Origin of the sequence: Allobosea sp. (assembly GCF_030695125.1) — a bacterium.
In the GTDB taxonomy this organism is placed as follows: Bacteria; Pseudomonadota; Alphaproteobacteria; order Rhizobiales; family Beijerinckiaceae; genus Allobosea.
This window is the reverse complement of record NZ_JAUYTP010000008.1, coordinates 113,302-134,110: the sequence shown is the minus strand read 5'-3', so window position 1 is coordinate 134,110 and position 20,809 is coordinate 113,302. Positions and strand designations below refer to the sequence as shown.

Here is a 20,809-nt window from a genome sequence, read left to right as displayed (position 1 = left end):
TCCAGCGTCCAATTGCCTATGCAATTAAGGGCTTGTCATTTGCATATGCAATTAGCTAGCATACTCTCCATTCGAGGATAGTCGAGAGGACGCGACATGGCGACGATGTCGGCTGAGACCCCGACCTGCGACCGGCTCTGGACGCGGGCCCGGCTGGCCACGATGGCGCCCTCGGTGGCGACTCCCTATGGCGCGGTCGAGGATGGCGTCGTGGCCGCCCGCGACGGGCGCATCCTCTATGCCGGGCCGCGCAGCCAGGCGCCGGCCTTCGCGGCGGCGGAGACGATCGATTGCGGCGGGCGCTGGATCACGCCGGGGCTGATCGATTGCCACACCCATCTCGTCTATGGCGGCGACCGCGCCCACGAATTCGAGCTGCGCCTGCAGGGCGCGAGCTATGAGGAAATCGCGCGCGCCGGCGGCGGCATCCTCTCCACGGTGACCGCGACCCGGGCGGCGAGCGAGGACGCGCTGTTCGCCAATGCCGACCGGCGGCTGTCGGCCCTACTGGCCGAGGGCGTGACCACGGTCGAGATCAAGTCGGGCTACGGGCTGGAGACGCAGGCCGAGGTCAAGACGCTGCGGGTCGCGCGCCGGATCGGGCGGGAGCGGCCGGTGCGGGTGCGCACGACCTTCCTCGGCGCCCATGCCGTGCCCCCCGAATTCAAGGGTCGCTCGGGCGACTACACCGCGCTCGTCGCCGGGCCGATGTTGGACGCCATCGCGGCTGAGGGCCTGGCGGATGCAGTCGATGTGTTCTGTGAGGGCATCGCCTTCTCGCCCGAGGAGACGCGGGCCGTCTTCGAGGCCGCTCAGGCGAAGGGGCTGGCGATCAAAATCCACGCCGAGCAACTCTCCAATCTCGGCGGCGCGGCGCTGGCAGCCGGCCTGGGTGCGCTCTCGGCGGATCATCTCGAATATCTCGACGAGGCCGGCGTGATCGCCATGGCCAAGGCCGGCACGGTCGCCGTGGTGCTGCCCGGGGCCTTCTACTTCCTGCGCGAGACGGTGAAGCCGCCGATCGCGCTGCTGCGCCGACATGGCGTGCCCATCGCGCTCGCGACCGACGCCAATCCCGGCTCCTCGCCGCTGACCTCGCCGCTGCTGGTGATGAACATGGCCTGCACGCTGTTCCGGCTGACGCCGGAGGAGGCGCTGGCGGGGCTGACCCTTCATGCCGCGCAGGCGCTCGGCCTCTCCGACGAAATCGGCACGCTGGAAGCCGGCAAGGCCTGCGACCTCGCGATCTGGGACATTGAGCGCCCGGCCGAGCTCGCCTACCGCATCGGCTTCAACCCGCTTCACGCCCGGATCTGGAACGGACAATGAGCACGCCCCTTCTCCTCGACCCCGGCCATGCCGCCCTGACTCACTGGCGCGACGTGATCGACGGCGCGTCGATCACGCTGTCGGCGGCGAGTGCGGATGCGATTCGTACCGCCCAGACGATCGTCGACGACATCGTCGCGGCGGGCACCGTGACCTATGGCGTCAACACCGGCTTTGGGAAGCTCGCCAGCGTGCGGATCGCGGATGGCGACCTCGCGACGCTCCAGCGCAATCTGATCCTGTCGCATGCGGTCGGCACCGGCCCGGCCCTCCCCGACGGCGTGGTGCGGCTCATTCTCGCGATGAAGGCGGCGAGCCTGGCGCGTGGCGCGTCCGGCGTGCGGCCTGTGGTGGTCGAGGCGCTGCTCGGCGCGCTCAAGGCCGACGCGCTTCCGGTCGTTCCGGCGAAGGGCTCGGTCGGCGCCTCGGGCGATCTCGCGCCGCTCGCCCATCTCACCGCCGCCCTGATGGGCGTCGGTGAGATCAGGCTGAAGGGCGAGGTGATGCCGGCTGCGGACGCGCTCGCACGGATCGGCCAGGCGCCGCTGGCGCTCGGACCCAAGGAGGGGTTGGCGCTGATCAACGGCACGCAGGTCTCGACCGCGCTGGCGCTCACTGGCCTCACCGCCATGGCGCGGGTGTTCGATGCCGCACTGGTCGCCGGCGCGCTCTCGGTCGATGCGCTGAAGGGCTCCGACACGCCGTTCGACCCGCGCATCCAACGCTTGCGCGGCCAGCCCGGCCAGATCCGCGTCGCGGCGCTGCTGCTCGAACTGATCGCCAGCAGCCAGATCCGCGACAGCCATCGCTTCGGCGACAGCAAGGTGCAGGACCCCTATTCGCTGCGCTGCCAGCCGCAGGTGATGGGCGCGGTGCGCGACCTGCTCGCCAATGCCGCCGCGACGCTTGCGATCGAGGCCAATGCCGTCACCGACAACCCGCTGGTGCTGGGGCCGGGCGAGGTCGTCTCGGGCGGGAACTTCCATGCCGAGCCGGTGGCCTTTGCCGCCGACATGCTGGCGATGGGGCTATGCGAGATCGGCAACCTCTCCGAGCGGCGGATCGCGCTTCTGGTCGACCCCGTGATGAGCGGCCTGCCGCCGTTCCTGGCGCGCGATGCGGGGCTCAACTCCGGCTTCATGATCGCGCAGGTGACCGCGGCCGCGCTGGCCTCCGAGAACAAGCAGAAGGCCTATCCGGCCTCGGTCGATACCATCCCGACCTCGGCCAACCAGGAAGACCATGTCTCGATGGCGACGCATGGCGCCTATCGCCTGCTCGACATGGCAGCGAATGCCGCGAGCATCATCGGCGTCGAGCTGATGGCGGCGGCGGAAGCGATCGAGCATCACCGCCCGATGACGACGAGCCCGCGGCTGGAGCCTGTTCTGGCGCTGCTGCGGAGCCGGATCGCGCCGCTGACGGAGGACCGCTATCTCGCGCCCGATCTCGCCGCGGCGACGGATCTGGTTCTGTCGGGGGCTGTGGGCCGGGCGGCGGGGCTGGATTCGTTTGCGGAGTTTTCGGCGTGAGGCGTTGGCAAAGAGCGGTCCTCGTCAACCGAGCAGGCGCGGGGAACCCCTCTCCCGTAGGGAGAGGGGCAGGGGTGAGGGGTCGGCCGTTTGACACCGTGGCCGTGACCTCCCCGGAGCCGCCGTCAGGAGTGCGTTTCGCTGGTCCAGGGGCCTACACCTCACCCCTGCCCCTCTCCTTACAGGAGAGGGGTTCCCCGCGCCTCGATGGACAAGACGCAACGCTCGCGAAGAGACGCTCATGACCTCGATCGTCACCGTCACCCGGGGCCCCTCCCCGCTCATCCTCTCGATGCCGCATCCCGGCACCGGGCTGCCCTCAGAAGTCGATGCTGCGCTGAACGAACGCGGGCGGCTGGTCGAGGACACCGACTGGCACATGCGCGAGGTCTATGCCTTCGCGGAGCGCTTCCAGCCGACGATCGTCGAGGCGAAGCTGTCGCGCTTCGTCATCGACCTGAACCGCGATCCCTCCGGCGTCTCGCTCTATCCCGGACAGGCCACGACCGAGCTGGTGCCGACGACGACCTTCGACGGAGCGCCGATCTGGACGGTGTTGCCTGACGCCGCCGAGATCGAGCGGCGCCGCGCCGTCTATTTCCAACCCTATCACGAGGCGCTCACAGCCGAGATCGACCGCGTCAAGGCCGCCCATGGCTATGCCGTGCTGTGGGACTGCCACTCGATCAAGTCGGTGATCCCGCGGCTGTTTCCCGGCACGCTGCCGACGCTCAATCTCGGCACCAATTCAGGCGCGAGCTGCGCACCCGCCATCGAGGCGGCGGCAGCGGCGGCGATGGCCGCGCAGCCGCTGACCCATGTCGTCAACGGCCGCTTCAAAGGCGGCTGGATCACCCGCCATTACGGCCGGCCCGCCGAACACGTCCATGCGCTGCAGATGGAAAAGGCGCTCAGCGCCTATCTCGCCACGGAAGCGGCGCCCTGGACTTTCGACGCGGCCATCGCCGCGACCCTGCAATCCTCCCTCTCCGCCATCATCGCCGCAGCGCTGGACGCGGCGGCCCAGCACGAACGGAGCCGTTCATGACCCGCATCGACAACAGCCGCGTCATCCGCAGCCCCCATGGCACGGAGCTCTCCGCCAAGAGCTGGCTGACCGAAGCGCCCCTGCGCATGCTGATGAACAATCTCGACCCCGACGTCGCCGAGAAGCCGGGCGAACTCGTGGTCTATGGTGGCATCGGCCGCGCCGCCCGCACCTGGGAGGATTTCGACCGGATCTGCGCCTCGCTGCGCTCGCTGGAGGCGGACGAGACGCTGCTGGTGCAGTCCGGCAAGCCGGTCGGCATCTTCCGGACGCATCCCGACGCGCCGCGCGTCCTGATCGCCAACTCCAACCTCGTCCCGGCCTATGCGAACTGGGAGCATTTCCACCATCTCGATAAGCTCGGGCTGATGATGTACGGCCAGATGACGGCCGGTTCCTGGATCTATATCGGCACGCAGGGCATCGTTCAGGGCACCTACGAGACCTTCGTCGAGGTCGGCCGGCAGCATTACGGCGGCTCGCTCAAGGGCAAATGGATACTGACCGGCGGGCTCGGCGGCATGGGCGGCGCCCAGCCGCTCGCCGCGACCATGGCTGGCGCCTCGATGATCGCGGTCGAGTGCAAGCCCTCCTCGATCGAGTTCCGCCTGCGCACGCGCTATCTCGACGAGAAGGCCGACAGCATCGAAGACGCCCTGAAGATCGTCGAAGCGGCGCATGCGAAGGGCAAGGCCGTCTCGGTCGGCGTGCTCGGCAATGCCGCCGAGATTTTCCCCGACATGGTCCGCCGCGGCATCCGACCCGACGTCGTCACCGACCAGACCTCGGCGCATGATCCGCTCAACGGCTATCTGCCCGCCGGCTGGACGATTGCAGAGTGGGAGGAGCGCAAGGAGCGTGACCCGGCCGGGACGATCCAGGCCGCCAAGCGCTCCATGGCCGAGCACGTCAAGGCGATGCTCGACTTCCAGCGCATGGGCGTGCCGACGCTCGACTACGGCAACAACATCCGCCAGATGGCGAAGGACATGGGCGTCGAGAACGCCTTCGACTTCCCCGGCTTCGTGCCCGCCTATATCCGCCCGCTGTTCTGCCGGGGCATCGGCCCGTTCCGCTGGGCGGCCCTCTCGGGCGATCCGGAGGACATCTACAAGACCGACGCCAAGGTGAAGGAGCTGATGCCCAACGACGCGCATCTGCACAACTGGCTCGACATGGCGCGCGAGCGCATCCAGTTCCAGGGCCTGCCGGCGCGCATCTGCTGGGTCGGGCTCGGTGACCGGCACCGGCTCGGCCTCGCCTTCAACGAGATGGTGGCGAAGGGCGAACTGAAGGCGCCGGTCGTGATCGGCCGCGATCATCTCGATTCAGGCTCGGTCGCCTCGCCCAACCGCGAGACGGAGGCGATGAAGGACGGCTCGGACGCCGTCTCCGACTGGCCCCTGCTCAACGCCCTGCTCAACACGGCCGGCGGCGCGACCTGGGTCTCGCTGCATCATGGCGGCGGCGTCGGCATGGGCTATTCGCAGCATTCGGGCGTGGTCATCGTCGCCGACGGCACGCCGGAAGCGGCCAAGCGGCTCGAACGCGTGCTCTGGAACGACCCGGCGACCGGTGTGATGCGCCATGCCGATGCCGGCTACGAGATCGCTCAGGACTGCGCCCGCGAGAAGGGGCTGAGGCTGCCGGGGATGGGGATAGGTTGAGGCCCCGCTCAGGCGTCCTCGCGTTTGATCCAGCCGGGCCGGCTCAGCAGATAATCGACCATGCGCGGCGGGATCGCGCAGCGCGCCGCGATGTCCTCGGGCGCGTTTGGGAATCGCAACGCGATGTCAGCCTCGCGACCGTCAGCGAGCTTGCGAAGCCAGTCCGGGTCGATCAATGGCGCCCGGCCAGCCGCGACGAGATCTCCGCCCGCCGCCATAGCGGCCTGGGCATCCGCGAGCGTACCGACGCCGCCGCAGGCGATGACCGTGCAGCGCCCCGCGATCACCGCACGGATTTCCGCCAGCGGGCTGCGACCGTCACTGCCGGTCGGCGCGGTGGGAATTAGATAATTGCGATCCTCGCGCTGCGGCTGCTGAAGGCGAAAATCATCGAGAGACACATGGATGTAGTCGAGGCCGAGACCGGCGAGCCGATCGACGAGCGCGAGCGCGTCATCGAGCCTGTAGCCATCGGGCTCAGGCTCGAACGGCGTGATCCGGTAGCCGAGAACCATGCCCGGCCCCAACGCCTCTCGGGCCGCCTGCACCACGGCGAGTGGAAAGCGCATCCGCGCATCGCGGTCACCGCCCCAGCGGTCCCGCCTGCGGTTGGCGCGCGGCGAGAAGAACTGGTGCAGCAGGTAGTGATTGGCGCCATGGAGTTCGACGCCGTTGAAGCCGGCCTGTCGCGCCCGCTCCGCTGCGGCACCAAAGCAGCCGACGAGATCATCGACCTCGGCTCCGGTCATCTCGCGCGGGGTCAGCGCGCCGGGTCGTAGCGACGCGACGGCCGACGGGGCACGCATCCGTCCCTCCCCGATCAGGGCGGGCCGCGCAATGCGGCCGCCATCGTAGATCTGCAGGATCGCAAGACCGCCGCCGGCACGAAGATCCCCAGCCAGCGCCTCGAGGCTCGGAAGGTGCCCGGGCTTTGCCGCTCCGATGCCGTTCCAGGAGCGACCATCATCATGAACGTAAGCGCATGAGCTGATCAGGCCACCGAAACCCGACAGGCTGCGTCGCCGCACGAAAGCGCGCTCCCCGGCACTGACCATTCCGTCGGGATCGGAGGCATCCGTCGTCATCGGCGCCAGCAAGAAGCGGTTGGGCAGAGTGCGCCCGCCGCCGAAGCGGAAGGGGGTCCACGGATCGGTCATGCCTCCACCGGCTCCCTCTCACGGGCCGGGACCATCCTCACCGTACCATCCCCATCTGGCGCGGCAGCCAGAGCGTCAGTTCGGGGATGAAGGTAATCGCGATCAGCGCCGCGAAGAGCGGGACCAGCCAGGGCAGGATCGCCATGGTAGTGCGCTCGACCGAGAGCTTGGCGACGCGCGAGAGCACGAACAGCACCATGCCGAGTGGCGGGTGCAAAAGCCCGATCATCAGGTTCAGCACCATGATCAGCCCGAAATGGATCGGGTCGACGCCGAGCTTCAGCGCGATCGGCAGCAGGATCGGCACCACGATGGTGATGGCGGCGATGGTATCGAGGAAGCAGCCGATGAAGAGCAGCAGGATGTTGACCAGCACCAGGAAGACCCATTTGTTCTGGGTCAGGCTGAGGATCAGGTCAGACAGGATCTGGGCGGTGTTGGAGACCGTCAGCAGCCAGGCGAAGATCGAGGCCGCCGTGACGATGAAGAGCACGGAGGCCGTGGTCTCGATCGTGTCGAAGGTCGCCTTGGTCAGGCTGCGCATGGTCATCGAGCGATAGCGGACGAGACCGAGGAAGAGCGACCAGATCACCGCGGCGGCAGCGGCCTCGGTCGGCGTGAACCAGCCCATCGTCATGCCGCCGATCAGGATGACCGGCGTCATCAGCGCCATCACGGCCGAGAAGTCGAAATAGTAGTCGAGCCCCAGCAGCACCGCGAGCGCAAGGCCGATCGCGAGGTTGTCGGGCAGGCCCGCCCAGAGCAGGCAATAGGCCAGCAGCGGGAAGCCGAGAACGACCGCGACCTCGATGCCGGCCGTTCCGATCTCGCGCAGAGAGAAGGTGGCGTCCGAGCCCCATTTATAGATACGCGCGAAGATCGCGACAGTGATCATCATGAACAGCGTCATCATCACGCCGGGGACGACACCGGCGAGGAAGAGCGCGCCGATCGAGGTGTTCGACATCATCCCGTAGATGACGAAGGGCAGCGAGGGCGGGATGATCGGTCCCAGCGTGGCGGAGGCCGCCGTGACGCCGACGGCGACCTCGGTCGGGTAGCCGTGGTCCTTCATCGCCTTGATCTCGATCGTGCCGATGCCGGCGGCATCGGCGATCGCGGTGCCCGACATGCCCGAGAAGATCACCGAGCCGATGATGTTGACCTGGGCCAGGCCGCCGCGCATCCAGCCGACGAGCGCGACCGCGAAGGCATAGATGCGGCCGGTCACGCCGGCGATGTTCATGAGATTGCCGGCCAGGATGAAGAAGGGCACGGCAAGCAGCGGGAAGCTCTCGACGCCCGCGATCATGCGCTGCGCGAGGATGACGTCGGGCACGGTACCCGAGATGACGATGAAGGCGAGCGAGGCGACGGCCATGGCGATCGCCACCGGCACGCCGAGGATCATCAGGCCAAGAAAGGAACCGAGCAGGATCAGCATGGTGGTCTCAGGCCTCCGAGCCGTCGAAGGCTTCCGGCTTTTCCAGCACGGAATAGCCGCGGCGCATGTTCTGCCAGGCGACATGGAGCGCCCGCAGCGTCATCAGCGCGAAGGCGAGGACGACGGCGTTGAAGATGATGGACTTCGGCAGATCGACCGTCGTCATCATCTCGTCGGGGATCAGCGACGCGTATTTGTACATCAGCCAGGTTCCGTAGGCGAAAAAGCCGATGCGCACGGCATCGACGAAGGTCGCCATGATCCGGCCCATGCCGGGCGACATGTAGCGGTAGAGGAAATCGACCTGGATGTGGCGGGAGGCGCGCACGCAGAGCGAGGCGCCCAGGAAGACGACAACGACGAGCGCGTTGATCGCGATCTCCTCGGTCCAGGCGAAGGAATTGTTGAGCACGTAGCGGGTGAAGAACTGCAGGATGACGCAGCCGACCATGACCCAGAACGCGGCCATCGTGATCCAATCCTCGACGCCGTAGACCGACAGGTCGGCCGGCGGCGCCGCCTCGTCGAAGACGTGGGCGAGTTCCTCGCCGGTCACGGGCGTGTGGATTTCGGGGGCTGTGGTCATAGGCTGGTCCAGTCGTGAGGAGCTAGGCCGAGGCGGCCATCGTCATTGCCAGCGCAGCGCAGCCATCCAGGGGGCCCGCGCGGCGGCTCTGGATGGCTTCGTCGGCTGCGCCTCCTCGCAATGACGAGAACGTCGTCGCGAGGAGGCAAGAGAGAGACTTACTTGATCGCCTGGATGCGCTCCCAGTCGGCCTTGCGGTAGCCGAACTGCTCGAAGGTGACGTTCTTCTGGACGTTGGCGAGGAACTCGGCCTTGTCGACCTCGGTCACGGTCAGGCCCTTGTCCTTGAAGAACTGGACGAGCTTGACCTCGTCGGCCTGGATCTTCTTGGTGGCCCGGGCGGAGGCCTCCTGCGCGACTTCGCTGAAGATCTTGCGATCCTCGGGCGAGAGCTTGTCCCAGAGCTGCTTGGCGACGACCGTGTTGAGGTGGTCGACGATGTGGCCGGTCAGGACGATGTGCTTCTGGACCTCGTAGAACTTCTTGGCCTCGATCGTGGTCAGCGGGTTCTCCTGGGCCTCGACCGTGCCGTTCTGCAGCGCGAGATAGACTTCGGCGAAGGCGATCGGCGCGGTGTTGGCGCCGCAGGCGCGCGGCATCGCGAGATAAGCCGGCACGTCGGGCACGCGGATCTTCAGGCCCTTCATATCGGCGCAGCTCTTGATCGGCTTGTTCGAGGTGGTGTGGCGCGTGCCGTAATAGGTCACCGAGACGATCTGGTGGCCGCTCTTCTCCTGATAGCCCTTGGCCATGTCAGTGAAGACATCGCTCTTGGTGTAGGCGAGCAGATGCTCGGGGCTGCGGAAGGTGAAGGGGTAGTAGGTCACGCCGATCGGCGGGAAGGCGCGCGCGGCGAAGCTCGAACCGGAGATGATGATATCGACCGTGCCGAGCGTGAGGCCCTGGTTGATGTCGGTTTCCTTGCCGAGCTGCGAGGCCGGATAGACGGTGATCTCATAGCGGCCATTGGTGCGCTTCTTGAACTCGTCGGCCGCCCAGACGGATTCGGTGTGGAAGGGCTCCGAGGTCTCGTAGACATGGGCCCATTTGAGCTTGGTCTGGGCCTGCGCCGGGGCGCCGGCGACGATCAGGCTCGCGGCTACGGCCGCCATCGTCAGATAGGTCTTCATTCTGTTGTCCCTCCCATGGGATCGCTCTTGTTGATCTCAACGTCGCTGAACCAAGCCGTATTTCTTAGGTCTTCTTGGTGCATCTCTTTCCGTGCTGGCGTCATGTCTTGCGGATGAGACGGGTCACGACGCCTTCCCGCCCACGCTCGCCTCGCCCTGCTTTCGTCGGGGGAGGCCCCTCGCCGAAGCTTTGCGAGAACCGCTCCTGCGAGCGCTGCAGATGGCGGCGCATCGCCGCCTGCGCTGCATCGCCCCGTCCGGCGGCGATGGCATCGCGGATGTCGCGATGCTCCTCCACCGCCTCGCGCCATGAGTCGGCGTTCTCGAAATAGCTCGCGAGCTGCCGGAAATACGGATTGATGCGCTGGTCGAACAACATGCCGACGAAGCGCGCCAGCACGGCATTGCTGAGGATCGACGCGATGGCGACGTGAAAGGACCGGTCGAGGGCCACGAGCTCATCGCCCGTCAGGCCCGGTTGCCGCATCCGCGCGAGAATATCGTCGAGCGAGGCGATGTCTTCGGGCCCCGCGGTCGAACCCGCCTCCGCGCAGACCGCGCTCTCGATCAGTTCACGGGCCTTGAGCACCTCGAAGGGCCCTTCGGGAGCTTCTTCGGCCAGGGCTGCCAGCGCGGGATGGCCCGCAGGCCGGTCGACGACATAGACGCCCGAGCCCATGCGGATGCGGACCCGTCCCTCGACCTCCAGCGCGATCAGCGCCTCGCGGACAGAGGGGCGGGAGACGCCGAGCTTCTCGGCGAGTTCCCGTTCAGGCGGCAGCCGACCGCCCGCCGGATACTCACGCCGATCGATGAGATGGCGGAGTTGGTCGGCGATCTGTCGGTAAAGACGCGGCGACTCGACAGCCTCGAGCGGCACTGTATGCTCCCGGTTGCGTTTCCCTGGCTCTCCGCTTCTCGGGAGTGCTCTATTTGGCCATATGGTCAGGCCAATTGACGGGGAGACAACCACCATCGGCAGAGCGTGTCAATCGCGGGCCTCTGATCGGCCGAGATGCTGAACCCGCCCCCCGCCGCGCGGTCGCCGAGGGTAACCCACAGCGGACATCGGGATAACGCTAGCGGCGCGCGCGCCCGGTTCGAATACCGAACGGCCGTGTCAGTGCGCGCTCGCCATCACCTCGGCGCGGATCTCCTCGACGAGGCGTTCCTTCAGCGCCACGAATTCCGGACTGGTCTTGATCGTGTAGGGCCGGGGATGGGGCAGATCGACGGGGATATCGGCCTTGATGCGGCCGGGCCGGGCGCTCATCACCACGACGCGCGAGCCGACGAAGATCGCCTCCTCGATGTCATGGGTGACGAAGAGCACAGTCTTCCGCTCGCGCTCCCAGATCCCGAGCAGCATTTCCTGCATCAGGGCGCGGGTCTGGTTGTCGAGCGCGCCGAACGGCTCGTCGAGCAACAGGATCTTGGGATCGTTGGCGAGCGCGCGCGCGATCGCGGTGCGCTGCTGCATGCCACCCGACAACTGCTTGGGGAAATGATCGATGAAGTTCGACAGCCCGACGCGGTCGGCCCATTGCCGGGCGATGTCGATGCGCTGCCGCTCGGACACGCCCTTCTCGCGCAGGCCGAAGGCGATGTTCTGCGCCACCGTCAGCCAGGGAAACAGCGTGTAGCTCTGGAAGACGAAGCCGCGATCGGCGCCGGGGCCGACGACAGGCACGCCGTCGAGCATGATCTCGCCTTCGCTCGCCGTCTCCAGCCCGCCGATGATGCGCAGCAAGGTGGATTTTCCGCAGCCCGAGGGCCCGAGGATGGCGATGAAGTCGTTGTCGCCGACGCTGAGAGAGGTCGGCATCAGGGCGCGCGTCGGCTGGCCGCCGCGCTGGGCCGGGAAGATCTTCCCGACATTCTCGACAAGAAGCTTGCTCATCTTGCGACCGACTACCTCTGCGCCCACGGAAACAGGCGCTGGTTGACCGCCTTGAACAGGAAATCCGAGATCAGCCCGATCAGGCCGATGACGATGATGCCGAAGATGATCTGGCCGGTGTTCAGCAGCGCCTGGCTGTCGGTGATCATGTGGCCGATGCCCGAGGACGAGCCGATCAGCTCGGCGACGATGACATAGGTCCAGGCCCAGCCGAGAACGAGCCGGAAGATCTCGGCGATCTCGGGGGCCGCATTGGGCAACAGCACGCGCCGCACCACCGAGGTGTCGCTGGCACCCAGCGTGTAGGCGGCATCGACCAGATCGCGCCGGACGCCGCCGACCGCGACCGCAATCATCAAGATGAGCTGGAAGACCGAGCCGATGAAGATGACGAGGAGTTTTTGCGCCTCGCCGATGCCGGCCCACAGGATCAGCAGCGGGATGAAGGCCGAGGCCGGCAGGTAGCGCGCGAAGGAGACGAAGGGCTCGAGGAAGGCCTCGACCGGCTTGTAGGCGCCCATCATGATGCCGAGCGGCAGCGCGACGATGACCGCCAGCACGAAGCCGCCGACGACGCGCCAGATCGTCATGCCGATGTCGAAGGCGAAGCCGTATTCGACCATCAGGTTGTAGCCCTCGCGGACCATCGTGATGGGGTCGGCGAGAAACAGCTTTTGGACATAGCCGCCGAAGGTCGCGACCGACCACAGCGCCACGAACAGCGCGAAGAAGGCGATGCCGTAGGCGACGCGAGAGGACGCGGAGACCGGCTGCAGGGGTTTCATGAGGACTGTCTCGGTTGATGCCGGCCGCTCGCAGCCGTCATTCTCGGGCCGCGCGCCGCGCGGACCCGAGAAGCTCGTGATCCAGAGATGCCCGGGTCAAGCCCGGGCATGACGGTTGAAACGTCAGTTCACTTGCCGGCGACGTATTTCGTCTCGACCAGGCTGGCGAGGTCGGGCTTGGCCTTGATAAGGCCGATCTCGAGCAGCAGGTCCGCGGCCTTGGCCGAAAAGGCCTGCCACTCGCCCGAGAAGAAGGCCTTGTTGCCCGCCGCATCCGACCATTTCAGGAAGGCGGCCGACTTGCCGAACTGCTCGGCCGACTGCTTCACATCGGCGCCCATGATCCCGAAGGCCTTGTCCTTCTCCTTGGCAATCATCTCGAGTGCCTCGAAATAGCTCTTCGTCAGCGCAGCCGCGGCCGCGTCATTGGCTGCCAGGAAGGCCGGCGTGCAGCCGAAGGTGTCCATCACCATCGGATAGTCGAGCGTGGTGGCGATGATCTTTCCGGCATCGGGCCGGTCGCGCACGGCCGAGAGAAAGGGCTCATAGGTCATGGCGGCGTCGTTCTGGCCGGCGATGAAGGCCTGCGCGGCGGGGCCGGGCTCCATGTTGACGACGGTCACGTCCTTCATGGTCATGCCGTTTTCCTTCAGCATCCAGGCGAGCGCGAAATAGGGCGACGTCCCCGGCGCCGAGGCCGCGACCGTCTTGCCCTTGAGGTCCTTGATCGAGCCGGTGGCGGCGCGCGTCACCATGCCGTCGGCGCCGTAGCTCTTGTCGAGCTGGAAGATCTGCTTGGTCTTCACGCCCGCGGCGTCCCAGACGATCCAGGTCTCGACGGTCGTCGCCGCGCACTGGATGTCGCCCGACGCGATGGCGAGGTGGCGGTCCTTCTGCGGAATCTTCTTGATGGTGACATCGAGGCCGTTCTTCGCGAAGATGCCGGCTTCCTTGGCCAGCGTCAGCGGCGCGAAGCCGGTCCAGCCGGAAATGCCGATATTGACCTTGGTCTGCGCCTGCGCGCCACCGGCGGCGAGCGCCACCGCCAAGCCGAGGCCCGCCACCGTTCCCAAACGCTTCAAAGCAGTCATGACGCGACCTTTCCCCTGTTGTGATGTCCAGCCGGCTGCGCGGGACGAGCCCATCGCAACCTATGCCGAAGCCGGATGCAACCTTCGTTCCAGCCGAGGTTAAATGCATATGCAAATCCGTCAAGCCGTCGATCACCGAGGCTGGGGACAGTGATGACATTCTCTCGTTTGACAGGAACGGGAACATCCCTTCCCCTGAGCGGCCTTTCCCCGACCCGCCTCCCCTTCGTCCAGGAACGATCCGAATGAACGGTGCCGACCGCCTCTGCGACACGCTGCTCGTCAACGGTGTCGATGTCTGTTTCGCCAATCCCGGCACGTCCGAGATGCATTTCGTCGCGGCGCTCGACCGCAAGCCGGAGATGCGCTGCGTGCTCGGCCTGTTCGAGGGCGTGGTGACGGGCGCGGCCGACGGCTACGCCCGCATGGCCGACAAGCCGGCGGCGACGCTGCTGCATTGCGGACCGGGCATGGCGAACGCACTCGCCAACATGCACAATGCAAGGCGGGCCTGGACGCCGATGCTCAACGTCGTCGGCGATCATGCGACCTATCATCTCCAGCACGATGCGCCGCTGACCAGCGACATCGAGAGCCTGGCACGGCCGATGTCGCATTATGTGCACCGGATCACGACGCCGGAGGATGTCGGCCCCGCAATCGGCGAGGCCTATGCGGCGGCGATGTCGCTGCCGGGCGTCGCGACCGTGATCCTGCCCGGCGACTGCGCCTGGGGTTCAGTCGAGCCGGCCGAGGTCAAGGCCACGCCCGTTCCGGCCTTCAAGATGGTCGCCGCCGAGACCGTGCGCGACGTCGCCGCAGCCTTGCGCAAACACGGCGCGCGCGCGGCGCTGATGATGACGGGCGCATCCCTGCGGGAGGGGCCGCTCGAGACCGCGGCGCGGATCTGCGCGGCGACCGGCTGCAAGATGTACGGGCAGATGTCGAACGGCCGGATCGAGCGGGGCGCCGGGCGCGTCGCGATCCCCAAGGTGTTCTACCCCATCGACATGGCGCTGGAGCAGTTGAAGGACATCGACCTGCTGGTGCTCGTCGGCGCGCAGATTCCGGTCGGCTTCTTCGCCTATCCCGGCAAGCCCGGACGGCTGATCCATGACGGCTGCACCGTGACCACGCTGGGCAAGATGGGCGACGACCTCGTCGCCGCGCTCGATGCGCTGGCGGAAGAGACGGGAGCCACGAAGGCCGCACCCGCCTTCATCGCCAAGGCGCAGACCGATACGGCGCTGCCCACGGGCACTCTCGATGCCGACAAGGCCTGCACCATCGTGGCGCGCCTGCTCCCCGAGCATGCGATCATCTGCGACGAGTCGGTCTCTTCCGGCCGCGTCTTCTACCAGCAGTGCCACAATGCGCCGCAGCACGATTATCTGCAGCTCACGGGGGGCGCGATCGGCGAAGGCATCCCGATGTGCGTCGGTGCGGCGGTGGCCTGCCCCGATCGCAAGGTGATCGGCATGCAGGCCGACGGATCCGGCATGTACACGGTCCAGGGCCTGTGGACGCAGGCGCGCGAGAACCTCGACATCGTCACCGTGATCTTCGCCAACCGGACCTATGCGATCCTGCATGGCGAGATGCGCGCCGTCGGCGTCAATGATTTCGGCCGCAACGCCACGCTGATGCTGAATCTCGACGAGCCGGCGCTGGACTGGGTCTCGATGGCCCGCGGCATGGGCGTGGAAGCGGCACGTGCGACCACGGCCGAGGAGTTCACCAGGCTGTTCAAGGGCGCGCTCGGCCGCAAGGGGCCGTTCCTGATCGAGGCCGTGATCTGACGCGACCGTCTCATGACCAACGCGTTCAAAACGCCTTCGGCAGGCCGGCGTCCTTGAGCGCATTGTTGGCGGTGTGAGATTTCACGGTGTTGCGAGGCACCGTGAATTTGCACCCGGTCTTGGGGCTGTACCAGATTTCATGGGACCCCTTCCCCTGACGAAGCAATTCGCAACCGGCGGCCTTGAGCAGCCTGACCAGGTCAGGGTAGAGGTTTCCGCCCATCTCAAGCGGCTTGGAGCGGCTTCACCGTCAATTGATGACGGATGGAGATCGCAATCTCGCTCGAAGCACGGTCGCGATCCCGCATGTTATCGCCGATCAGGTCAGGCGCGAGGTCGGTGACAGCCTCGACCAGCGCATCGAGGCTCGGAGCCTCGACGTTCAAACCGGGGATGTCCGATTCCACGACGAACCAAACGGAATTGGCTGCATCATGCGAAACGAAGACCCGTAAGGCCAACTTGCTGTCCATCGATCAGCTCGCGTCTGGAGAGGCACGCTCAATCATGCCTCATGATCCGCTCATTTCCAACGTCCGTCGACGTCGGGGCCGGCTGCCTATTTGAACCCACCCAGGAACGCATCCAGGCACTCGCCGATCGCCTCGATCGCGTAGCCGCCCTCCTGCACCACCAATGTCGGCAGGCCGAAGCCCTTCACCTTGCTGGCGATGGTGCCGAAATCGGCGGCGTCGAGCTTCAGCACGCCGATCGGATCGTCCTTGTGGGCGTCGTAGCCGAGCGCGACGATGACGACATCGGCGCCGAAGGCCTTGATCGCTTCGCCCGCCTGATCGACGGCCGCGGCCATCTCGGCGCCGCCCGCGCCATGGGCCAGAGGCAGGTTGAGGTTGAAGCCTTCCCCCGGGCCGTTGCCGCGCTCGTCCTCATAGCCCGTGTAGAACGGGTAGTAGTTTGACGGATCCGCATGGACCGAAATCGTCAGCACGTCGTCGCGGCGGTAGAAGATCTGCTGCGTGCCGTCGCCGTGATGGGCGTCGACGTCGAGGATCGCGACCTTGCCGAACTTGGACCGCAGGCGCTGCGCCGCGATGGCGGTGTTGTTCAGGTAGCAGAAGCCCGTCGCGCGATCAGTGCGGGCGTGGTGGCCGGAGGGACGGCAGAGCGAATAGACGGCGCGCTCGCCTGCGATGACGGCGTCGGCCGCCGTCACAGCCGTCTCGGCCGACAGCAGCGTCGAATGCCAGCAATGCTCGCCGATCGGCACCGACATGTCGCCGAGATACCAGCCGAGCTGGCCGATGAAGCCGGTCGGGCGGCAGGGCGGGCGGACGGCCTCTTCAGGGCGGCCGCTCCAATAGGGGAAGGTGCTGGGCCAGACCTCCGGGCCGCGCTCGGCCGGCAGATCCTGCCAGCGCGCCCAGGCCGTCTCCAGGAAACGGACGAAGCCGGCATCATGGATCTCCAGCACCGGGCCGGTGCCGTGCGAGGCCGGCCGCTCCGGTGTGATGCCGTGCCGCTCCAGCGCCGCGAGCAGGCGTGCCGTGCGCTCCGGCAGGTCCTTGGGCGCCACGACGCGGCCGTAACGCAGATATTGCTGGGGATCGTGCAGCGACTGGTCGGGATGATAGAAGGCGCGCATGGGTCGTTGAATCTCCTGCAACGGGCGGTTCGGCGTCGAATGGCGCAAGGCTAGCAAAGGCCGGAGCGTGGCGTCAGGCCGTGGCGGCGCCGCCCTGCCCTGCGTCGGTGGCGGGCCACAGATCCGCACGCGCGATCAGCGCCGGGACCTCGCTGGCCGGCACCGGACGAGCATAGAGATAGCCCTGCCCCAAGCGGCAGCCCTGCGCACGCAGGAATTCCTGCTGCTCCACGGTCTCGATGCCTTCCGCAATGACGTCCAGCCGCAATTCGGCCGTCAGCGCAACGACCGCCCGCACGATCGCCGCATCCTCGCCGCCTTCACCGACCCGCGCCACGAAGGCGCGGTCGATCTTGACCACGTCGACCGGCAGCCGCCGCAGATGCGTCAATGACGCGTAGCCTGTGCCGAAATCGTCCAGCGCCACGCTGATGCCCGCCGCGCGCAGCCGCTGAAGCGCCGGCCCGGCCTGCTCACCCTGCCGCGTCAGCAGGACATTTTCAGTCACCTCGACCCCGAATTGCGCCGGCACATGGCCGGCCTGCCCCAACCTGTCGAGCAGGATGTCTGGAAATGCGGGATCCCGGAAGACGCCCGGCGCCAGGTTGATCCAGAGCCGCGGCACGACGAGCCCGGCATCAAGCCAGGCTCGGCAATCGGCCATGGCGCCCCGCAACACCGCGTCGCCGATCTGACGCGCCGTCTCCGGGTCCTGCAGGGCCAGCAGGAAGGCGCCGGCCGGCACGATCCCGCGTTGCGGATGGTCCCAGCGCGCGAGGACCTCCAGGCCATCGATCGCACCGCTGCGCAGGTCGATCTGCGGCTGGTAAAACGGCACGACCCGTCCCTGGGCGACCGCATCGCACAGCGCCGCGCAGATCTCGACGCGCGCATGCATGGCCTCGCGCATCGCCGGATCATAGACGAGCGCCATGTTCCGGCCCAGCGCCTTGGCCCGGTAGAGCGCGAGATCGGCGTCCTTGAGCAGTTCGCCGACGTCATCATGGTGATGCGGCGACAGGGCGTAGCCGATGCTCGCGCGCATCGGCCCGGCGATCTCGACGCCCGAGAACGGTTTGCACAAAGCCTGCATCAGGCCTTCGGCCCTGGCGGCCGCCTGATCCAACCCGCCCGCCAATTCGGCAATCACCACGAATTCGTCGCCGCCGAGACGCGCGACGACATCCCCCGGCTCCAGCGCCTGCTGCAGACGCTCGCCCACGGCGATCAGCAGGTGGTCGCCGACATCATGGCCGAGCGTGTCGTTGATCGATTTGAAGTCGTCGAGGTCCACCAGGTACAGCGCGACGGAGCCATCCGTGCGGCGACTCAGGGCTTCGGTCAGCCTCTCATGGAACGACAGGCGGTTGGGCAGGCCCGTGAGCGCGTCATGCGTCGCCTGCCAGCGCATCTGGGCAGCAGCCGCGTTGCGCTCGGTGATGTCGACGAAACCCGCCGCAAAGGCCTGATTCTGGCCGATCGGGACCGTTGCGGCGGTGATGACGGCGTCGCGCGCCCGTCCGCAGCCATCACGCAGAGCGACCTCCAGCGCCTCGATCTGCCCGCGCTCCCTGAGTTCGGCCATGGCACGGCGGCGATCGTCGAGCCCGATGCTGTCGGCGATCACGAGACCGGCGAGATCGGTCGCGTCCGGACCGCCGAGATAGCGGATCGCCGCTGCATTGGCCCGCAGATAGGCGCCGTCGGCGACCGCGGTGACGACCAGCGGGATCGGCACCGCCATGAAAACCCGCTCGAGCAAGGCCTGGCTTTCTTCCAGCGCCTCCCTCGCCGAGCGCTCTGATTGCGTGGCGAGCCACTCCAGCCGGCGCAGGCGGTTGGCATGGATCACCACCAGGCTGAGCGCGAAGTTCAGCATGGCGAGGACGAGCACGAGGCCAAGCAAGGTCGTCGGGTAAGGCCCGCGACCGAGATAACCCATCAACATCAGCACGCTGGTGCCGATCCCCATGAGCAGCGTGAAGCGGAACGAGGTCGGCGCGACGAGATAGAAGATCGACGGCAGCAGCAGGACGACGAACAATGCGAGATCGCTGCGAGAGCTGACGAGGAACGCCACTGCCACCGCCGTCGTGGCTTGCCAGAGCACGGTCACAGCTTCTGCCCGCGCGACAGTGGTCGCCCGTGCAACGAGCCAGACACATAGCAGCGAGAAGGCGACGACCGACAAGCGGGCGGGTACGGCGACAAAGAAATGCGGCGTGCCGGCGAAGCGCCAATCACTCAGCAGAAACAGGGTGTTGAGCACGGCCGAAAGCGCAAAGAGCAGCCGGCATTGCCGGAGCGTCTCGTCGAAACGTGCGGTCGTGAAGGCCTGCTCGATCGCCGTGTCGCGAAATTCGCCGCCGAATTTGAGTTTTGCCTCAGACATGAGCGGCTTGTCTGCGATAATCCCTCAAAACGAAGTTAAGTCAGGCACTTGCTTCCGACGCGTTGAGCTTTCGCGTCGGCTTGCAGTAGGCATACCGGCGCATTTCCGGGAAAGCCGCCGCCGGGCCCGGACGAACCGGCGTCTGTCGACCGTCGCGCGGGCCGCTCACAATCGCTTGGCCACCTCTTCCAGCATGACCTCAGTAGCGCCGCCGCCGATGGTCTGGACGCGGGCGTCGCGGGTCATGCGCTCGATCGTGCTCTCGCGCATGTAGCCCATGCCGCCATGGAACTGCAGGCAGGCATACATCACCTCGTTGACCAGTTCGCCGCAATAGGCCTTGACCATCGAGACCTCCCGGGTGGCGTCGTGGCCCTGCGTGTCGAGGAAGGCGGCGTGATAGACGAGCTGGCGGCCGGCCTCGACTTTCGCGGCGAGCATGGCCAGCTTCTGGCGGATCGCCTGCTTGTCCCAGAGGGGTGCCCCGAAGGCCTTGCGCGTCTTCACGTAGTCCAGCGTCAGATCGATGGCGGCCTGGGCTTCGCCCATTGCCATGGCGCCGATGACGATGCGCTCGTTCTGGAAGTTGCTCATGATCGCGTAGAAGCCGCGCCCCTCCTGCCCGAGCAGATTTTCGGCCGGGATGCGGCAATCCTCGAAGACGAGTTCGGCGGTGTCCGACGAGCGCCAGCCATGCTTGTCGAGTTCGCGCGCGACGCGGAAGCCCGGCGTGCCCTTCTCGACCAGGAAGATCGAGACGGACTGCGAGGGCTTGGCCGAGAGGTCGGTCTTGGCAGCGACGCAGTAGAGATCGGCATGGACGCCGTTGGTGATGTAGACCTTGGCGCCGTTGAGGACGTAACTGTCGCCCTCGCGCCGTGCCGTGGTGCGGATGCCCTTCACGTCGGAGCCCGCGTCGGGCTCGGTCACGGCGACCGCGACGATCTTCTCGCCGGCGACGATGGCCGGCATCAGCCGGTCGCGCTGCGCCTTGCTGCCGCCATTGGCGATATGGACGGACGCCATGTCGGTGTGGACGAGCGCGGTGATGGCAACGCCGGAGAAGGTCGACCGACCCAGCTCCTCGGCGAACACGACGGTGGCCATCGTGTCCATGTCCGAGCCGCCATAGTCGCTGGGGTAGCGAATGCCGAGGAAGCCGAGCGAGCCCATCTTGCGCAAGACCTCGCGCGGGACGAAGCCGGCCTCCTCCCAGGCGAGCGCGTGCGGCTTGATCTCGGTTTCGACGAAACGCCGCACCTGATCGCGCAGCGCTTCATGCTCCTCGCCGAAATAGGGCGAGCGGGCGCCTGCCTCCGCACCGATCTTCTCGACTGCCGACATGA

Annotated in this window: 18 protein-coding genes; 5 read left to right on the top strand and 13 right to left on the bottom strand. The window is 66.9% G+C overall.

Features of this window, described 5'->3' with window-relative positions; translation table 11 throughout:
* The first annotated feature begins 96 nt into the window (after positions 1 to 96).
* The 4 genes from hutI (at position 97) to hutU (ending at position 5,576) form a co-directional block, all read left to right on the top strand.
* The gene (hutI, locus tag Q8S38_RS01900) at positions 97 to 1,329 is read left to right on the top strand and encodes an imidazolonepropionase (RefSeq protein ID WP_305678720.1); all 1,233 of its coding nucleotides are present in this window, start codon (positions 97 to 99) and stop codon (positions 1,327 to 1,329) included.
* Positions 1,326 to 2,861, top strand: coding sequence for a histidine ammonia-lyase (gene hutH / locus Q8S38_RS01895; protein ID WP_305678719.1), 1,536 nt, complete (start codon positions 1,326 to 1,328; stop codon positions 2,859 to 2,861). The genes hutI and hutH overlap by 4 nt, the downstream gene beginning before the upstream one ends.
* Before the next feature lie 241 nt (positions 2,862 to 3,102).
* Positions 3,103 to 3,909 carry an N-formylglutamate deformylase gene (hutG, locus tag Q8S38_RS01890; RefSeq protein WP_305678718.1) on the top strand — a complete coding sequence of 269 codons (807 nt, stop codon included), beginning with the start codon at positions 3,103 to 3,105 and terminating at the stop codon, positions 3,907 to 3,909.
* A complete protein-coding gene (hutU, locus tag Q8S38_RS01885; RefSeq protein ID WP_305678717.1) occupies positions 3,906 to 5,576 on the top strand; it encodes a urocanate hydratase in 1,671 nt (556 codons plus the stop codon). Before hutG ends, hutU begins: the two co-directional genes overlap by 4 nt.
* 8 nt (positions 5,577 to 5,584) lie before the next feature.
* Here the strand turns inward: hutU and Q8S38_RS01880 are convergent, their stop codons facing one another.
* The 8 genes from Q8S38_RS01880 to Q8S38_RS01845 form a co-directional block, all read right to left on the bottom strand.
* On the bottom strand, positions 5,585 to 6,733 hold the full coding sequence (locus tag Q8S38_RS01880) for an oxidoreductase (protein WP_305678716.1): 1,149 nt from the start codon (positions 6,731 to 6,733) through the stop codon (positions 5,585 to 5,587).
* A 37-nt stretch (positions 6,734 to 6,770) separates the two neighbouring features.
* On the bottom strand, positions 6,771 to 8,177 hold the full coding sequence (locus Q8S38_RS01875; protein ID WP_305678715.1) for a TRAP transporter large permease: 1,407 nt from the start codon (positions 8,175 to 8,177) through the stop codon (positions 6,771 to 6,773).
* A 7-nt stretch (positions 8,178 to 8,184) separates the two neighbouring features.
* Positions 8,185 to 8,763 carry a TRAP transporter small permease gene (locus Q8S38_RS01870; RefSeq protein ID WP_305678714.1) on the bottom strand — a complete coding sequence of 193 codons (579 nt, stop codon included), beginning with the start codon at positions 8,761 to 8,763 and terminating at the stop codon, positions 8,185 to 8,187.
* Positions 8,764 to 8,921: 158 nt separating this feature from the next.
* Positions 8,922 to 9,893, bottom strand: coding sequence for a sialic acid TRAP transporter substrate-binding protein SiaP (locus tag Q8S38_RS01865; RefSeq protein ID WP_305678713.1), 972 nt, complete (start codon positions 9,891 to 9,893; stop codon positions 8,922 to 8,924).
* Between the two features lie 100 nt (positions 9,894 to 9,993).
* Positions 9,994 to 10,773 (bottom strand): FadR/GntR family transcriptional regulator, encoded by a 780-nt coding sequence (locus Q8S38_RS01860; protein WP_305678712.1) that lies wholly within the window; start codon positions 10,771 to 10,773, stop codon positions 9,994 to 9,996.
* A gap of 240 nt (positions 10,774 to 11,013) precedes the next feature.
* A complete protein-coding gene (locus tag Q8S38_RS01855; protein ID WP_305678711.1) occupies positions 11,014 to 11,793 on the bottom strand; it encodes an ABC transporter ATP-binding protein in 780 nt (259 codons plus the stop codon).
* A gap of 11 nt (positions 11,794 to 11,804) precedes the next feature.
* Complete coding sequence (locus Q8S38_RS01850) at positions 11,805 to 12,578, bottom strand: ABC transporter permease (protein WP_305678710.1); 774 nt, start codon at positions 12,576 to 12,578, stop codon at positions 11,805 to 11,807.
* Positions 12,579 to 12,706: 128 nt separating this feature from the next.
* Positions 12,707 to 13,669, bottom strand: a complete 963-nt coding sequence (locus tag Q8S38_RS01845; RefSeq protein ID WP_305678709.1) for an ABC transporter substrate-binding protein — start codon at positions 13,667 to 13,669, stop codon at positions 12,707 to 12,709.
* A 245-nt stretch (positions 13,670 to 13,914) separates the two neighbouring features.
* Between Q8S38_RS01845 and Q8S38_RS01840 the strand changes: the two genes are divergently transcribed.
* On the top strand, positions 13,915 to 15,468 hold the full coding sequence (locus Q8S38_RS01840) for an acetolactate synthase large subunit (RefSeq protein ID WP_305678708.1): 1,554 nt from the start codon (positions 13,915 to 13,917) through the stop codon (positions 15,466 to 15,468).
* Positions 15,469 to 15,493: 25 nt separating this feature from the next.
* Here the strand turns inward: Q8S38_RS01840 and Q8S38_RS01835 are convergent, their stop codons facing one another.
* The 5 genes from Q8S38_RS01835 to Q8S38_RS01815 all read right to left on the bottom strand — a co-directional run bounded on the left by Q8S38_RS01835 (position 15,494) and on the right by Q8S38_RS01815 (position 20,807).
* Positions 15,494 to 15,691 carry a type II toxin-antitoxin system HicA family toxin gene (locus tag Q8S38_RS01835; RefSeq protein WP_305678707.1) on the bottom strand — a complete coding sequence of 66 codons (198 nt, stop codon included), beginning with the start codon at positions 15,689 to 15,691 and terminating at the stop codon, positions 15,494 to 15,496.
* 1 nt (position 15,692) lies between these two features.
* Positions 15,693 to 15,941, bottom strand: a complete 249-nt coding sequence (locus tag Q8S38_RS01830) for a DUF1902 domain-containing protein (RefSeq protein ID WP_305678706.1) — start codon at positions 15,939 to 15,941, stop codon at positions 15,693 to 15,695.
* 86 nt (positions 15,942 to 16,027) lie between these two features.
* Positions 16,028 to 17,071, bottom strand: coding sequence for a histone deacetylase family protein (locus Q8S38_RS01825; protein WP_305678705.1), 1,044 nt, complete (start codon positions 17,069 to 17,071; stop codon positions 16,028 to 16,030).
* Between the two features lie 73 nt (positions 17,072 to 17,144).
* Positions 17,145 to 19,463 carry a putative bifunctional diguanylate cyclase/phosphodiesterase gene (locus tag Q8S38_RS01820; RefSeq protein ID WP_305678704.1) on the bottom strand — a complete coding sequence of 773 codons (2,319 nt, stop codon included), beginning with the start codon at positions 19,461 to 19,463 and terminating at the stop codon, positions 17,145 to 17,147.
* A 165-nt stretch (positions 19,464 to 19,628) separates the two neighbouring features.
* Positions 19,629 to 20,807: an acyl-CoA dehydrogenase family protein gene (locus Q8S38_RS01815; protein ID WP_305678703.1), complete on the bottom strand. Its 1,179-nt coding sequence runs from the start codon at positions 20,805 to 20,807 to the stop codon at positions 19,629 to 19,631.
* Positions 20,808 to 20,809 lie beyond the last annotated feature (2 nt).

Bases quoted from the DNA above. Each gene is read 5' to 3' on its own strand.
- hutI (WP_305678720.1), top strand. From the start codon at position 97: ATGGCGACGATGTCGGCTGAGACCCCGACCTGCGACCGGCTCTGGACG.
- hutH (WP_305678719.1), top strand. From the start codon at position 1,326: ATGAGCACGCCCCTTCTCCTCGACCCCGGCCATGCCGCCCTGACTCAC.
- hutG (WP_305678718.1), top strand. From the start codon at position 3,103: ATGACCTCGATCGTCACCGTCACCCGGGGCCCCTCCCCGCTCATCCTC.
- hutU (WP_305678717.1), top strand. From the start codon at position 3,906: ATGACCCGCATCGACAACAGCCGCGTCATCCGCAGCCCCCATGGCACG.
- Q8S38_RS01880 (WP_305678716.1), bottom strand. From the start codon at position 6,733: ATGACCGATCCGTGGACCCCCTTCCGCTTCGGCGGCGGGCGCACTCTG.
- Q8S38_RS01875 (WP_305678715.1), bottom strand. From the start codon at position 8,177: ATGCTGATCCTGCTCGGTTCCTTTCTTGGCCTGATGATCCTCGGCGTG.
- Q8S38_RS01870 (WP_305678714.1), bottom strand. From the start codon at position 8,763: ATGACCACAGCCCCCGAAATCCACACGCCCGTGACCGGCGAGGAACTC.
- Q8S38_RS01865 (WP_305678713.1), bottom strand. From the start codon at position 9,893: ATGAAGACCTATCTGACGATGGCGGCCGTAGCCGCGAGCCTGATCGTC.
- Q8S38_RS01855 (WP_305678711.1), bottom strand. From the start codon at position 11,793: ATGAGCAAGCTTCTTGTCGAGAATGTCGGGAAGATCTTCCCGGCCCAG.
- Q8S38_RS01850 (WP_305678710.1), bottom strand. From the start codon at position 12,578: ATGAAACCCCTGCAGCCGGTCTCCGCGTCCTCTCGCGTCGCCTACGGC.
- Q8S38_RS01845 (WP_305678709.1), bottom strand. From the start codon at position 13,669: ATGACTGCTTTGAAGCGTTTGGGAACGGTGGCGGGCCTCGGCTTGGCG.
- Q8S38_RS01840 (WP_305678708.1), top strand. From the start codon at position 13,915: ATGAACGGTGCCGACCGCCTCTGCGACACGCTGCTCGTCAACGGTGTC.
- Q8S38_RS01835 (WP_305678707.1), bottom strand. From the start codon at position 15,691: ATGGGCGGAAACCTCTACCCTGACCTGGTCAGGCTGCTCAAGGCCGCC.
- Q8S38_RS01830 (WP_305678706.1), bottom strand. From the start codon at position 15,941: ATGGACAGCAAGTTGGCCTTACGGGTCTTCGTTTCGCATGATGCAGCC.
- Q8S38_RS01825 (WP_305678705.1), bottom strand. From the start codon at position 17,071: ATGCGCGCCTTCTATCATCCCGACCAGTCGCTGCACGATCCCCAGCAA.
- Q8S38_RS01820 (WP_305678704.1), bottom strand. From the start codon at position 19,463: ATGTCTGAGGCAAAACTCAAATTCGGCGGCGAATTTCGCGACACGGCG.
- Q8S38_RS01815 (WP_305678703.1), bottom strand. From the start codon at position 20,807: ATGTCGGCAGTCGAGAAGATCGGTGCGGAGGCAGGCGCCCGCTCGCCC.